The sequence below is a fragment of the Pseudokineococcus basanitobsidens genome (genome assembly GCF_037482545.1).
Lineage (GTDB): Bacteria > Actinomycetota > Actinomycetes > Actinomycetales > Quadrisphaeraceae > Pseudokineococcus > Pseudokineococcus basanitobsidens.
In genome coordinates this window covers 127,911-141,800 of sequence record NZ_JBBIAA010000007.1, presented here as the reverse complement: position 1 = coordinate 141,800, position 13,890 = coordinate 127,911, and the positions used below count along the sequence as shown (strand labels likewise).

At 76.3% G+C, this 13,890-nt stretch carries 12 protein-coding genes and 2 tRNA genes; 11 read left to right on the top strand and 3 right to left on the bottom strand.

Annotated elements, in window-relative coordinates; all coding sequences use genetic code 11:
* Nucleotides 1–62: 62 nt before the first annotated feature.
* Nucleotides 63–992: a 3-methyladenine DNA glycosylase gene (locus WDZ17_RS08890; protein ID WP_339574791.1), complete on the bottom strand. Its 930-nt coding sequence runs from the start codon at nt 990–992 to the stop codon at nt 63–65.
* Nucleotides 993–1,110: 118 nt separating this feature from the next.
* Between WDZ17_RS08890 and WDZ17_RS08885 the strand changes: the two genes are divergently transcribed.
* From WDZ17_RS08885 to WDZ17_RS08865, 5 genes are all read left to right on the top strand, one after another.
* The gene (locus WDZ17_RS08885) at nt 1,111–1,887 is read left to right on the top strand and encodes a fumarylacetoacetate hydrolase family protein (RefSeq protein ID WP_339574790.1); all 777 of its coding nucleotides are present in this window, start codon (nt 1,111–1,113) and stop codon (nt 1,885–1,887) included.
* A 65-nt stretch (nt 1,888–1,952) separates the two neighbouring features.
* Complete coding sequence (gene gltX, locus WDZ17_RS08880; RefSeq protein WP_422631915.1) at nt 1,953–3,440, top strand: glutamate--tRNA ligase; 1,488 nt, start codon at nt 1,953–1,955, stop codon at nt 3,438–3,440.
* A 110-nt stretch (nt 3,441–3,550) separates the two neighbouring features.
* Entirely contained in the window at nt 3,551–4,429 is an 879-nt protein-coding gene (locus WDZ17_RS08875) for a VOC family protein (protein WP_339574788.1), read from the top strand.
* Between the two features lie 106 nt (nt 4,430–4,535).
* Nucleotides 4,536–4,607: transfer RNA gene (locus tag WDZ17_RS08870), tRNA-Gln, on the top strand.
* Nucleotides 4,608–4,651: 44 nt separating this feature from the next.
* Nucleotides 4,652–4,724 (top strand) — tRNA-Glu (locus tag WDZ17_RS08865).
* A 264-nt stretch (nt 4,725–4,988) separates the two neighbouring features.
* Here WDZ17_RS08865 and WDZ17_RS08860 read toward each other — a convergent pair.
* The gene (locus tag WDZ17_RS08860) at nt 4,989–5,711 is read right to left on the bottom strand and encodes an IclR family transcriptional regulator (protein ID WP_339574787.1); all 723 of its coding nucleotides are present in this window, start codon (nt 5,709–5,711) and stop codon (nt 4,989–4,991) included.
* A gap of 151 nt (nt 5,712–5,862) precedes the next feature.
* Between WDZ17_RS08860 and leuC the strand changes: the two genes are divergently transcribed.
* The 5 genes from leuC to murA all read left to right on the top strand — a co-directional run bounded on the left by leuC (nt 5,863) and on the right by murA (nt 12,017).
* A complete protein-coding gene (gene leuC / locus WDZ17_RS08855; RefSeq protein WP_339574786.1) occupies nt 5,863–7,302 on the top strand; it encodes a 3-isopropylmalate dehydratase large subunit in 1,440 nt (479 codons plus the stop codon).
* 84 nt (nt 7,303–7,386) lie between these two features.
* Nucleotides 7,387–7,977: a 3-isopropylmalate dehydratase small subunit gene (gene leuD / locus WDZ17_RS08850; RefSeq protein WP_339574785.1), complete on the top strand. Its 591-nt coding sequence runs from the start codon at nt 7,387–7,389 to the stop codon at nt 7,975–7,977.
* A gap of 154 nt (nt 7,978–8,131) precedes the next feature.
* The gene (locus WDZ17_RS08845) at nt 8,132–9,715 is read left to right on the top strand and encodes a glucoamylase family protein (protein ID WP_339574784.1); all 1,584 of its coding nucleotides are present in this window, start codon (nt 8,132–8,134) and stop codon (nt 9,713–9,715) included.
* A 190-nt stretch (nt 9,716–9,905) separates the two neighbouring features.
* Nucleotides 9,906–10,457 carry an HU family DNA-binding protein gene (locus WDZ17_RS08840; RefSeq protein ID WP_339574783.1) on the top strand — a complete coding sequence of 184 codons (552 nt, stop codon included), beginning with the start codon at nt 9,906–9,908 and terminating at the stop codon, nt 10,455–10,457.
* Nucleotides 10,458–10,655: 198 nt separating this feature from the next.
* A complete protein-coding gene (murA, locus tag WDZ17_RS08835) occupies nt 10,656–12,017 on the top strand; it encodes a UDP-N-acetylglucosamine 1-carboxyvinyltransferase (protein WP_422631914.1) in 1,362 nt (453 codons plus the stop codon).
* 52 nt (nt 12,018–12,069) lie between these two features.
* Here the strand turns inward: murA and cofC are convergent, their stop codons facing one another.
* Nucleotides 12,070–12,798, bottom strand: a complete 729-nt coding sequence (gene cofC, locus WDZ17_RS08830; RefSeq protein ID WP_339574781.1) for a 2-phospho-L-lactate guanylyltransferase — start codon at nt 12,796–12,798, stop codon at nt 12,070–12,072.
* Nucleotides 12,799–12,884: 86 nt separating this feature from the next.
* Here cofC and WDZ17_RS08825 point away from each other — a divergent pair, with 86 nt between their 5' ends.
* A complete protein-coding gene (locus tag WDZ17_RS08825; RefSeq protein WP_339574780.1) occupies nt 12,885–13,889 on the top strand; it encodes an NAD(P)H-dependent glycerol-3-phosphate dehydrogenase in 1,005 nt (334 codons plus the stop codon).
* Nucleotide 13,890 lies beyond the last annotated feature (1 nt).

Genomic DNA, 13,890 nt, shown 5'->3' with positions numbered 1-13,890 from the left:
CGACCGCACTCAAGGCGGCTTGACGGACCATAGGAGCGTCGGCAGGGGTGGCCGGGCGCGCGTCACCCGGCGGGCACGACCGTCGGGTCGACGAGGGCGTCGAGCAGCGGCAGCAGGCGGTCGCGCAGCTCCTGCCCACGGACGGCGAGCGCCCGCTGCGCGGACGCGTACCGCGCGCGACCCTGCGCCGTCTCCACGCGCACCGGCGCGCGGCCGTAGGACGACAGGTCGTACGGCGAGGCCCGCATGTCGAGCTCACGGACGTCCCGCGCGAGGCGGAACGCCTCGAGGACGAGGGAGCTCGGCGCCAGCGGCACGAGGAGGAAGGCGGCGCGGTAGAGGTCCATCCCCGCGTGCAGGCAGCCCGGCTGCTCCAGCGCCGGCTGGGTCTCGCGGGTCGGCTGCAGCGGGCTCAGCGCGAGCGCGCTCGGCGGGTAGAAGCGGACGGCGTCGACGTGCGTGCACCGCAGCCACCCGCGGCGCGCCCCCTCCTCGACGACGGCGTCGGTGCCGGCGGCGCCCAGGCGCAGCGGCTGGCGCTCGTGCCGCAGCACCGACGGGTCGGTCGCCGAGCCGTGGACCATCGCCCACTCGTGCAGCCCGAAGCAGCCCAGCTCCGCCGGGCGCCCGCGGGTCGCGGCGACGACGTCGCGCACGTGCGCCAGGCGGCGGCCCTGGGTGGCCGTGAGCGCCGCGACGTCGACGACGACGCCCTCGCGCCCGCCGCCCGACCAGGGGGCGTACCCGCGCCAGGCGAGGCGCTCGCGGGCGGCGTCCCCCAGCAGCACGACGCCGTCGCCCGGGTGCCAGCGGGCGAGCTGGCCGGGCCGGTACCGGTAGTAGGTGAAGAGGAAGTCCTCGACGGGGTGCGGCCGACCGGCGAGCGCGCGCTCCCGGTGGCCCGCAGTCAGGGCCTCGACCTCCCGCCGGTGCTCCTCGGCGACGGGGAGCCACTCCTCCTGCGCGAGGACGGTCGTCGCGGCGGGAGGCACGTCTCCACGGTAGGTCGGCCCGTCGACCGCCCCTCGACGGCCCCACGACGGCCCCACGACGGCCCGGGGACGGCCCGGGGACGGGGACGTGGCCGGTCGCGCCGATAGCCTCCGGTGCGTGCGCATCGCGAGGTTCACCCGGGACGACGACATCAGCTACGGGTTCGTGGAGGGGGAGCCGGGGGACGAGCGCCTGCACGTCGTCACGGGTGACCCGCTGTACACGCCGCTCAAGCCGACGGGCGTCGTCGTCGGCATGGACGAGGTCCGCCTGCTGTCGCCGGTCATCCCGCGCAGCAAGGTCGTCGGCGTCGGGCGCAACTACCGCGACCACGCCCGCGAGATGGGCAACGACGTCCCGAGCGCCCCGCTGCTGTTCCTCGTGCCCAACACGGCCGTCGTCGGCCCGGACGACCCGATCGTGCTCCCGTCCTTCTCGGAGGAGGTCGACTACGAGGGCGAGCTCGCCGTCGTCATCGGCCGGATCTGCAAGGACGTGCCGCGCGAGCGCGTCTCCGAGGTCGTCTACGGCTACACGTGCGCCAACGACGTGACGGCGCGCGACGCCCAGCGCGGCGACGGCCAGTGGGCCCGCGCCAAGGGCTTCGACTCCTCCTGCCCGCTCGGGCCGTGGATCGCGACCGACCTGGACACCGCCGACCTCGCGCTGCGCACGCGGCTGGACGGCGGGCTCGTCCAGGACGGGCGCACGTCCGACATGGTCTTCGACGTCCCCGACCTCGTCGCTGCCGTCTCGGCGGCCTTCACGCTCCTGCCGGGCGACGTCATCCTCACCGGCACCCCCGCGGGCGTCGGCCGCGTGGAGGCCGGCCAGCGCGTCGAGGTCGACATCGAGGGCATCGGCGTCCTGGGCAACCCGGTGGTGGCGCGGTGAGCACCTCGACCGGCAGCGCGACCACCGGGACCGGTGAGCTCCCGCACGCCGCGACGGCGGAGGGCCTGCCCGAGGCCACGGGCGCCGACGTGCGGGTCCGCTTCTGCCCGTCCCCCACCGGGACGCCGCACGTGGGACTGGTGCGCACCGCCCTGTTCAACTGGGCGTGGGCCCGGCACTGCGGCGGGTCGGTCGTGTTCCGCGTCGAGGACACCGACGCCGCGCGCGACAGCCAGGAGTCGATGGACGCGATCGTCGAGGCGCTGGCCTGGGTCGGCATCGACTACGACGAGGGCCCCGGCGTCGGCGGCCCGCACGCGCCCTACCGGCAGAGCGAGCGGGGCGACCTCTACGCCGAGGTCGCCCGCCGCCTCCTCGACGAGGGCCACGCCTACGCGTCCTACTCCACGCCCGAGGAGGTCGAGGAGCGGCACCGCGCCGCCGGGCGCGACCCGAAGCTCGGCTACGACGGCTTCGACCGCGACCTCACGCCCGGCCAGGTCCGGGCCTTCCGCGACCAGGGCCGCGAGCCGGTGCTGCGGGTGCGGATGCCGGACGAGGACGTCGTCGTCGACGACCTCGTCCGGGGCGAGGTGGTCTTCCCCGCCGGGTCCGTGCCCGACTTCGTCGTCGTCCGCGCCAACGGCCAGCCGCTGTACCCGCTGGTCAACCCCGTGGACGACGCCGTCATGGGCATCACCCACGTCCTGCGCGGGGAGGACCTGCTGTCGTCGACCCCGCGGCAGGTCGTCCTGCACCGCGCCCTCGTCGAGATGGGGTACTCCCGCCGGGTGCCGCGGTTCGGCCACCTGCCGCTCGTCCTGGGGGAGGGCAACCGCAAGCTGAGCAAGCGCGACCCCGAGTCCGACCTCTTCCGGCACCGCGAGCGCGGCCTGCTGCCCGAGGGGATGGTCAACTACCTCGGTCTGCTCGGCTGGTCCATCGGCCCCGACCGGGACGTCTTCACGCCCGCCGAGATGGTCGCCGCCTTCGACGCGCGCGACATCGGGGCGAACCCGGCGCGGTGGGACCAGAAGAAGGCCGAGGCCATCAACGGCGACCACGTGCGGATGCTGGCGCCGGAGGTGCTGCTCGAGCGGCTGCTGCCGTACCTGCGTGCCGGGGGGGTGCTGGAGGGCGAGCCGACCGAGGAGCAGCGCCGTCTGCTGGCGGCGGCCGTGCCGCTCGTCCAGACGCGCATGGCCGTGCTCTCGGAGGGCCCGGGCATGCTCGGCTTCCTCCTCGTCGGCGACGACGCGCTCGTCGTCGAGGACGACGCCGTCGCCTCCCTGCGCGCCGAGGCCGCCGAGGTGCTCGACGTCTCCGCGGCGGCCCTCGTCGACCTCGCCGAGTGGGACGCCGTGGCGCTCGAGGCGACGCTGCGGGCGGCCGTCGTCGACGGGCTGGGCGTCAAGCCCAAGCTCGCCTTCGGCCCGCTGCGGGTCGCGGTGACGGGGCGGCGGGTCTCGCCGCCGCTCTTCGAGTCGATGGAGCTGCTGGGCCGGGCGAGCACGCTCCACCGTCTCGCGGCGCTGCGGCAGCGCGTGTCCTGACGCCCGTCCCCGCGGCACCCGCGAGCGGGTGGCGGGTGGCCCCGGGGCCCTGGACCGCGGCGACCGAGGCTGCTTCACTGCCGCCACCAGGTCGACGACAGGGGGCCGCGATGAGCACCCAGGGGACGGCGGACGCACCGGTGCCGAGGAGCTACCCCCAGGGCGTGCCCTGCTGGGTCGACCTCGAGGTCGACGACGTCGGTGCCGCCGCCGACTTCTACGCCGGGCTCCTGGGGTGGGAGCTGACGGACGCCGTCCCGCCCGCGGTCCCCGGGAGCTACCTCGTCGCCACCGTCGGTGGTCTCGACGTCGCGGCCCTCGGGACGCCCGACCCGCAGGCCCCGCCCCTGCCGCCCGCGTGGTCCACGTACGTCGCCGTCGACGACGCCGACGCGGCGGCGGACGCCGTCCGCGCCGCAGGAGGCCGGGTCCTGCACGGCCCGAGCGACGTGGGACCCGGCGGTGCCGCCGGCCGTGCCGTCCTGTGCCGGGACCCGCAGGGGCTGGACATCCGCCTCTGGCAGGCCGGGCGGCGGCTCGGCGCCCAGCACGTCAACGCCCCCGGCGGCTGGGGCTTCAGCCACCTCCGGGCGGAGGACCCCGACGCCGCGCTCGCCTTCTACGGGCCGCTGCTCGGGTGGCGCGTCCGCGAGCTGTGGCCGGGCAGCCCGCCCTGGATCACCCTGCCCGGTTACGGCGACCACCTCGCCGCCACGAGCAGGCCCGGCATCCACGAGGAGCAGTCCTTCGCGCCGGAGGGCTTCGCCGACGTCGTCGCCGCCGTCCAGCCGGTGCCGCCGGGGGACCGGCCGCGCTGGGAGGTCTCCTTCGGCGTCGCGGACCGGGACGCCGCCGCGGCGCGCGTCGAGGTCCTCGGCGGGGAGGTGCTGCGGACGGCCGACGACGGCTGGACCCGCAGCGTGGAGGTCCGGGACCCGGTCGGCGCCGACGTCACGCTCACCCAGCTCACCCCGCCGGACGACGCCTGAGGGCCCCGCGGCCGCCGGGTGGCCGGTGATTTGGGGTCCGCCCCGGGCGGCAGGTACTGTTCCGCGTCGGGGACAGCGCGGGCCGGCGGCCGGCGGAGTACCCCGGTGGGGTATGGTGTAATTGGCAGCACGACTGGTTCTGGTCCAGTTAGTCTAGGTTCGAGTCCTGGTACCCCAGCGTTCCACCCGGTCACGCCGACACGGCGGACCAACACACAGCACGGCCCCGTTGTGTAGCGGCCTAGCACGCCGCCCTCTCAAGGCGGTAGCGCCGGTTCGAATCCGGTCGGGGCTACAGGCACGGCCCGGTCCCCGCGGGGACCGGGCCGTTCGTGCGTCCGGGGCCGTAGGTCGGCGTGGTGACGCCCGCACCGACGTCGCCGACACGGTGCAGGCCCTTCTCCTCCGCCCCGACGTGGCCACGGGTCGAGGCCTGGGCGGGGCTGCGGGCCGATGTGGCCACAGGTCGGGGTCGGGGGCGGGACTGCGGGGCCGACGTGGCCACAGATCGGGGTGCGTCGACAGGTCGGGGTGCGCCGAGGACCGCGGCGACCCAGGGTCAGTCGGACTCCGCGCGCTTGAGGGCCTCGGACAGGCGCTGGGCGGTGGTCACGACCGCGGCGGCGTGCATCCGTCCCGGCTGGCGCGTGAGGCGCTGCAGCGGGCCGGAGATCGAGACGGCGGCGACGACGCGCCCCGCCGGCCCGCGCACGGGGGCGGAGACCGACGCGACGCCGGCCTCGCGCTCGCCGACGCTCTGCGCCCACCCGCGGCGGCGGACGCCGGACAGCACCGTGGCCGTGAAGCGCGCCCCCTGGAGCCCGCGGTGCAGGCGGTCGGGCTCCTCCCACGCCAGCAGGACCTGGGCCGCCGACCCGGCGAGCATGGACAGGCTCGCGCCGACCGGGACGGAGTCGCGCAGGCCCATGGGCAGCTCGGCCGCCGCCACGCAGACGCGGGCGTCGCCCTGGCGGCGGAAGAGCGAGGCGCTCTCGCCCGTGTGGTCGCGCAGGGTCGTCAGCGCCGGGCCCGCGGCGGCGAGGAGGCGGTCCTCCCCGGCGGCCGAGGCGAGCTCGGGCAGCCGGGGCCCGAGCACGAAGCGCCCCTGCATGTCTCGACCGACGAGCCGGTGGTGCTCCAGGGCCACGGCCAGGCGGTGCGCCGTCGGCCGGGCGAGCCCCGTCGCGGCGACGAGCTGGGCCAGGCTGGCGGGCCCGGCCTCGAGCGCGGCGAGCACGGCGGCGGCCTTGTCGAGGACGCCGACCCCGCTAGACTTGTCCATAGAGCGATATTGCAGTCTCTCACTGTGAGACCGCAAGTCCCCCGCGCGACGCTGCCGGACCGTGCCCCCCACCGGGGTCCCACGGTCCCGGGGCGACGTGGGACGACGAGCTGACGAGCGGCGCGGCACAGCGCCCGGGGCGGAGGACGAGATGGGTCGTGCACCAGGTCGGACGCTGGCCGAGAAGGTGTGGGACGAGCACGTGGTGCGCCGCGGCGGCGACGGCGAGCCGGACCTGCTCTACGTCGACCTCCACCTGCTCCACGAGGTGACCTCCCCGCAGGCCTTCGAGGGGCTGCGGCTCGAGGGGCGGGAGCTGCGCCGCCGCGACCTCACCATCGCCACCGAGGACCACAACACGCCGACGCTCGACATCGACAAGCCGATCGCCGACCCCACGAGCCGCACGCAGATCGAGACGCTGCGCCGCAACTGCGCGGAGTTCGGCGTGCGGCTGCACCCGCTGGGCGACGCCGAGCAGGGCATCGTCCACGTCGTCGGGCCGCAGCTGGGGCTCACGCAGCCGGGCATGACGGTCGTCTGCGGGGACTCCCACACCTCGACGCACGGCGCCTTCGGCGCGCTGGCCATGGGCATCGGCACCAGCGAGGTCGAGCACGTCCTCGCGACGCAGACCCTGCCGCTCACCCGCCCCCGCACGATGGCGGTCACGGTCGAGGGCGAGCTGCCCGAGGGGGCCACGGCGAAGGACGTCATCCTGGCCGTCATCGCCCGGATCGGGACCGGCGGCGGCCAGGGGTACGTGCTCGAGTACCGCGGCTCCGCGATCCGCGCCCTGTCGATGGAGGCGCGGATGACCGTCTGCAACATGTCGATCGAGGCGGGCGCCCGCGCGGGGATGGTCGCTCCGGACGAGACGACCTTCGCCTACCTGCGGGGCCGCGACCACGCCCCGACCGGGGCCGACTGGGACGCCGCCGTCGAGCACTGGCGCTCGCTGGCCACCGACGACGACGCCGTCTTCGACGCCGAGGTCGTCCTCGACGCCGCCGACCTCGAGCCCTTCGTCACCTGGGGGACCAACCCCGGGCAGGGCCTCCCGCTGTCCGGCGCGGTGCCCGACCCCGAGGCGATGGCCGACCAGGGGCAGGCGAGCGCCGCCCGCCGCGCCCTGGAGTACATGGACCTCGTCCCGGGCACGCCCCTGCGCGAGGTCGCCGTCGACGCCGTCTTCCTCGGCTCGTGCACGAACGGGCGGCTCGAGGACCTGCGGGCGGCCGCGGAGGTCGTCCGGGGACGTCGCAAGGCCGACGGCGTCCGCGTCCTCGTCGTCCCCGGCTCGGCCCGCGTGCGCCTGCAGGCGGAGGCCGAGGGCCTCGACCGGGTCTTCACCGACTTCGGCGCCGAGTGGCGCTTTGCCGGCTGCTCGATGTGCCTGGGGATGAACCCCGACCAGCTGGCGCCGGGGGAGCGGGCGGCGTCGACGTCGAACCGCAACTTCGAGGGGCGGCAGGGCAAGGGCGGGCGGACGCACCTCGTCTCGCCGCTCGTCGCGGCCGCGACGGCCGTGCGGGGCACGCTCTCCTCGCCGTCCGACCTGGACGCCCCCGTGCCGCTCGTCCCGGCCTGAGCGTCCCCCTCGCCGACGCCCCCCCGAGCCGTCCTCACCCGACCCGTCCCGACCTCGCCCGACCCCGCCCAGGAGGCGACCACCGTGGAGCCCGTGACCCGCCACACCGGCGTCGGCGTGCCGCTGCGCCGCAGCGACGTCGACACCGACCAGATCATCCCCGCCGTCTACCTCAAGCGCGTGGCCCGCACCGGCTTCGAGGACGGGCTGTTCTCGGGCTGGCGGCAGGACCCGTCCTTCGTCCTCAACCAGCCCGCGTACTCCTCCGGGAGCGTGCTCGTCGCCGGGCCGGACTTCGGCACCGGGTCCTCGCGCGAGCACGCCGTCTGGGCGCTGAAGGACTACGGGTTCCGCGCCGTCCTGTCCTCCCGCTTCGCGGACATCTTCCGCGGCAACGCCGGCAAGCAGGGGCTCGTCGCCGGCCAGCTGGCCCAGGAGGACGTCGAGCTGATCTGGAAGCAGCTGGAGGCGCGGCCCGGGACGGAGGTCACCGTGGACCTGCGCGAGCGGGTGGTCCTGTGCGACGCGCTCGTGGCGCCGATGCAGGTCGACGACTACACCCGCTGGCGCCTGCTCGAGGGCCTGGACGACGTGGGCCTCACGCTCCGGGACGTCGACGCGATCGACGCCTACGAGCGCACGCGGCACGCCTGGCTGCCGCGCACGCTCGCCTGACCCCCGCGCCGCCGGCACCTCGCTCCGGACGCCGCACCCCTTGCGCGCGCCGACGGGCAGGTGCACGGTAGGGCCGTCCGTGTATGCGCATACACGGCGGTACGGCCCGCACCGCGGCGGGAGGTCCCGCTGCGCCCAGCGCCCGGAGGACGTCATGGCCACCGACGGACAGCCCGCACCCGCACGCCGCCAGGTCCTGCTCGGGGGAGGTGCGGCCGCCGCGGCGGCCGTCCTGGCGCCGCCCGCCTCCTCGTCGGCGGCCTCGTCCGCCCGCCGCGCCGGCCTGCCCCGGCTGGACGGCGACAGGCTGCGGCGGTGGGCGCGCGACACCTGGACCTCGCTGGTGGCCATGACCGACGAGGAGACCGGGCTGCCCGCCGACGGCGTGGAGGCCTCCCTGGCGGCGCGGACGCGCAGCGGGTACACGTCCCCGACGAACATCGGCGGCTACCTGTGGAGCGCCGTGGCCGCCCGGGAGATCGGGGTGCTCGGCGCCGACGAGTGCACCGCGCGGGTGCGCCGCACGCTGACGACGGTGATGGACCTGCCCCACCACGTGCCCAGCGGCATGCTCTACAACTGGTACGACGAGGCCGACGGCACGGTGGTGACGACGTGGCCGGACTCCGGGGAGAGGGTCGTCCCCTTCCTGTCCAGCGTCGACAACGGGTGGTTCGGCGCCGCCCTGCACGTCGTGCGCACCGCCGTCCCGGACGTCCGCGACCTGGCCGACCCCCTCGTCCGGCGGCTGCGCTGGGACGCCTTCTACGACCCCGGCGCCTCGCGCCCCGGGGGTCTGCTCCACGGCGGCTTCTACGACTCGCCACCGCCGGAGGGGGCCGCCGTCAGCCGCGGCAACCACCTCGGCACCGGGGACGACGTCTGGCTGACCGACCACCACTACGACACCCACGTCTCGGAGTCACGCATCGCCGGCTACCTCGGGCTGGTCCGGGGTCAGGTGCCGAGCGACTGGTACTTCGCCCCGTGGCGCACCTTCCCCGCCGGCTGCGACTGGTCCTGGCAGCAGGCGGAGCCGCTCGGACGCACCCGGACCTACGACGGCGCCGAGGTCTTCGAGGGGGCCTACGCCTACCGGGGGATGCGCGTCGTCCCGGGGTGGGGCGGGTCGATGTTCGAGGAGCTCATGCCCGACGTCTTCGTCCCGGAGGCACGCTGGGGCCGACGCTCCTGGGGGGTCAACCACCCCGCGCACGTCCGTGCCCAGCGCGAGCACGGCCTCGAGGAGGCGGGGTACGGCTACTGGGGGTTCTCCCCGGCCAGCAACCCCTTCGGCGGCTACCGCGAGTACGGCGTCGACGCGATCGGCATGAACCCCGGTGGATACTTCTCGGACGTCGAGGGCACCGACGTCGACCCCGGCGTGGCCGGGTGCCGGGCGGCCACGGCACCGGCACCGACCTTCGGGGACGGCGTCGTGACGCCGCACGCCTCCTTCCTGGCCATGGCCTACGAGCCCCGGGAGGCCCAGGCCAACCTCGTCGGGCTCGAGGACGAGCTCGGCGCCTACGGCGACGGGGGCTTCCTCGACGCCGTCGCGGTGCGCTCCGGGACGCTCGCGCGGCGCCACCTGTCCCTGGACCAGTCCATGTGCCTCGGGGCCCTGGGGAACGTGCTCGGCGACGACGTCCTGCGACGCGCCTTCGGCACCCCGGACGTGCAGCGGGCGCTGCGCCCGGTCATGGGGCAGGAGGTCTTCGGCGCCCGCCTCTCCTGAGGGCCCCCTGGCGGGACGGTCGGTGAGGCCGTTGACGCAGCGTCACCGCAGGGCGGGCGTGGGAGGGGGAGGCGCGAGAGCACCCCCCGGACAACCCCTTTGGGACCTGGCGCGGCGGACCCCGGGGGCCTACGGTTCGGCGCCAGGTGAGCGCGCCCGACGGTCGGGCCCGCGGCCCGCGGAGGCGTGCATGAACAAGGGCGAGCTCGTGGACGTCCTGGAGGAGCGGCTCGGCAGCCGGCGAGCCGCCAGCGACGCCATGGAGGCGGTGCTGGACGCCGTCGTGCGGGCCGTCGCCCGCGGGGAGCGCGTGGCCATCAGCGGCTTCGGGACCTTCGAGCGGGCCGACCGGGCGCCCCGCACCGGTCGCAACCCCCGCACCGGCGAGACCGTGCCGATCGCGGGCACGTCCGTCCCGCGCTTCAAGCCCGGCACGGCGTTCCGGGCGCTCGTCGCGGACCCGGGGGCGATGCCGGAGGCCGTCCAGGTCGACCCGTCGTCCGGGGGTGCCCTGCGCGCGGTCACGACCCGCCGCGGCGGGGTCGAGGCGGGGACGGGGGCGCGGCGACCGAGCCGTGCGTCCACCCCCACCGCGCCGGCGATCGAGCCGCCTCCCACCTCGGCCGACGCCGAGCCTGCGTCGGCGCCGGCCGGCAAGGACGCCAAGAGCGGCAAGAAGGGCGGCGGCGGCAAGAAGGACGCGAAGAAGAAGGACGGCAAGAAGGGCAAGAAGAAGTCCTGAGTCGACGCCTCGGCCGACGTCCCGGGCCCAGGACCGGGCCGGCCTCCGCCCGAGCGGGTCACGGTCCGGGCAGGTCTCGGTCCGGGCACGACGGCGCGCCCGTCCGGGCGGGTGCGGAGGAGCACGGCCCCCGCGGGGGCATGATGGGCGGCCGTGGCGGCGCCGGCCGGGTGCTGCGGTCTGGAGGTCCACGTGCCCATGGGCGAGGTGCTGACCGTGCAGGGCGGGCGGCCGGTGGACGGCACCGTCGCCGTCCGCGGCGCCAAGAACTTCGTGTCGAAGGCGATGGTGGCGGCGCTGCTGGGGGAGACCCCGAGCGTGCTGCGCAACGTCCCGGAGATCCGGGACGTGACCGTCGTGACCGGGCTGCTGGGACTGCACGGCGTCGACGTCACCCAGCCCGACGACGGCGTCCTCGTCATGGACCCCACGGACGTCGAGTCGGCGCACGTCGCCGACATCGACGCCCACGCCGGGGCCAGCCGCATCCCGATCCTGTTCTGCGGGCCGCTCGTGCACCGCCTCGGCGAGGCCTTCATCCCCGACCTCGGCGGGTGCCGCATCGGGGACCGGCCGATCAACTACCACCTCGACGTGCTGCGGCAGTTCGGTGCGGTCGTGGACAAGCGCGAGGGCGGGATCCGCATCACCGCGCCGGACGGGCTGCGCGGCACGCGCATCGACCTGCCCTACCCGAGCGTGGGCGCCACCGAGCAGGTCCTGCTCACGGCCGTGCGGGCCGAGGGGTTCACCGAGCTGCGGGGCGCGGCCACCGAGCCGGAGATCCTCGACCTCGTCGCGGTGCTGCAGAAGATGGGAGCGATCATCGGCGTCGACACCGACCGCACCATCCGGGTCGAGGGCGTCGAGCGGCTGCGCGGCTACGACCACCGGGCGCTGACCGACCGGATCGAGACGGCGTCGTGGGCGTGCGCGGCGCTGGCGACGCGGGGGCAGGTCTTCGTCCGGGGGGCGACGCAGCCCGAGATGATGACCTTCCTCAACGTGTTCCGGAAGGTCGGCGGGGAGTTCGACGTCACGGACGAGGGCATCCGCTTCCGCAGCCCGGGGAGCCGGCTGCGCCCCCTCGCCCTCGAGACGGACGTGCACCCGGGCTTCATGACGGACTGGCAGCAGCCGCTCGTCGTCGCGCTCACGCAGGCCGACGGCCTGTCCATCGTCCACGAGACGGTGTACGAGAACCGTTTCGGCTTCACCAAGGCGCTCGGTGGCATGGGCGCGCGCATCCAGGTGTACCGGGAGTGCCTCGGGTCGACGCCGTGCCGCTTCGGCGGCGCGCAGTTCCGGCACTCCGCGGCGATCTCGGGGCCGACGGCGCTGCGGGGGGACGACATCGTCGTCCCCGACCTGCGCGGCGGGTTCAGCTACCTCGTGGCCGCCCTGGCGGCCACGGGGGTGTCGCGCGTGCAGGGCATCGAGCTCATCGACCGCGGCTACGAGCGCTTCGCCGAGAAGCTCGAGGCGCTCGGCGCGGACGTCGACTGGACGTCGACGTCGTCGGTCCCCCCGGCCCGCGGGCGCGTGCCCGCGCACGTCTGAGGTGCCGAGGGTCCGCCCCTCCTGCGGCGGGCGTCCGCCCGGCGGCGACCGCTCACCCGACCGCGGCGAGGGCGTCGGCCGGTCCGTCGAGCACCGCTCGTGTGCGTCGGCCCAGGCCGAGCGCCTGCGCCGTCACGAGGTCCGCGGGCGTGTCCACGTCCCGGCGCAGCCCGGGCAGGTCGAGCTCCAGGCGCCGGGCGCCGAGCGCCTCGTGCCGGGCGGCGGACCCCTCGCCGTAGGCCGTGCGCAGGTCGCGGGCCCGTCGCGCCGCGAGCAGCGCGGTCCCCGTGCCCCCGGCGTCCGGGACGAGCGCCGAGCGCGCTCCGTCGGCCAGCGCGGAGCCGACCGCCGACAGGGCCGACGCGAGCTCACCGGGTCGCAGCGCGGGGACGTCCGCCAGCAGGACGGCGACGCCGTCGTGGCCCCCGCACTCCTCGCACCCCCGGGCTCCGTCGGCGACGGCGGCGTCCAGCGGGGGGCGCGAGCCGGCCGGTCCCGGCAGCAGGACCCGAGCGCCCGCCGCGGCGGCGAGCCCGGTCACCTCGGGGTCCTGCGTGACGACGAGCGCGCGGCGGACGCCGGGCGCCGCGAGGACGGCCTCGAGGCAGTCGAGCGCCATGGCGAGGGCGAGGCCGCGGCGTCGCGCCGCGTCCCCCCCGAGCCGGCTCTTGGCGGCCGGGCCGCCCTTGACGGGCAGGACGACCGACCACTGCTGCGGAGCGGCGGCCCACGGCACGCGGGCGGCGGCCGGGGCTGCTCCGGGCGAAGGGGGAGGGACCACGTGGCGATGCTCGCACCCCGGGGCCCCGTCGCCGCCGTCCCCGCCGTCCCCCTCGTCTCCGCTGTCCCCGCCGGGGCGGTCGCGCGGTGAGCCGGCGCGCCGCCGTCCTCGGGACGGGGAGCTGGGGCACCGCCTTCGGGCTCGTGCTCGCGGACGCCGGGGCCGACGTCGTCCTGTGGGGCCGCCGTGCGCAGGTGTGCGCCGACGTCGCGGCCGGTCGCGGCAACCCGGCCTACCTGCCGGGCGCCCCGCTGCCCGCGTCGATGACCGCGACCACGGACGCGGCGGTCGCGCTCGCGGGCGCCGACCTCGTCGTCCTCGCGCTGCCCTCGCAGGTCCTGCGCCCCGTGCTCGAGGGCGTCGCGGACCGGCTGCCGCCCGGCGTCCCCCTCGTCAGCCTGGCGAAGGGGCTCGAGAGCGGGACGCGGCTGCGGATGAGCCAGGTGGTGGCCGAGGCGGCGGCCGTGCCGGCCGAGCGCGTGGCCGTCCTGTCCGGTCCCAACCTGGCCCGGGAGGTCGCCGAGCGGCAGCCGACGGCCGCCGTCGTGGCCGCGAGCGACGTGGCGGTGGCCGACCTCGTCGCGACCGCCTGCGCGACGTCGGCGTTCCGGCCCTACACCCACCACGACGTGCTGGGCGTCGAGCTCGGGGGCGTCGTCAAGAACGTGGTCGGGCTCGCCGTCGGCATGGCCGAGGGCCTCGGCTACGGGGACAACGCCAAGGCGTCGATCATCACGCGCGGGCTCGCCCAGACGTCACGGCTGGCGGTCGCGCTCGGCGCGGAGGCGGCCACGCTGGCCGGGCTGGCCGGCATGGGCGACCTCGTCGCCACGTGCGCCTCGCCGCTGTCGCGCAACCACCAGACCGGCGTCCAGCTCGGCCGCGGTCTCGACGTGGCCGCCGCGGCGGCGGTCGTGCGGCAGACGGCGGAGGGCGTGCGGTCGGCCCCCTCGGTGCTCGCCCTGGCCCGGGAGGTCGGCGTGGAGATGCCGATCGTGGAGCAGGTCGTCGACGTCGTCGAGGGACGCACCCCCGTGCGCGAGGCGGCGCGGCTGCTGCTGGCCCGCACGCTTAAGCACGAGGGGGCCTGAG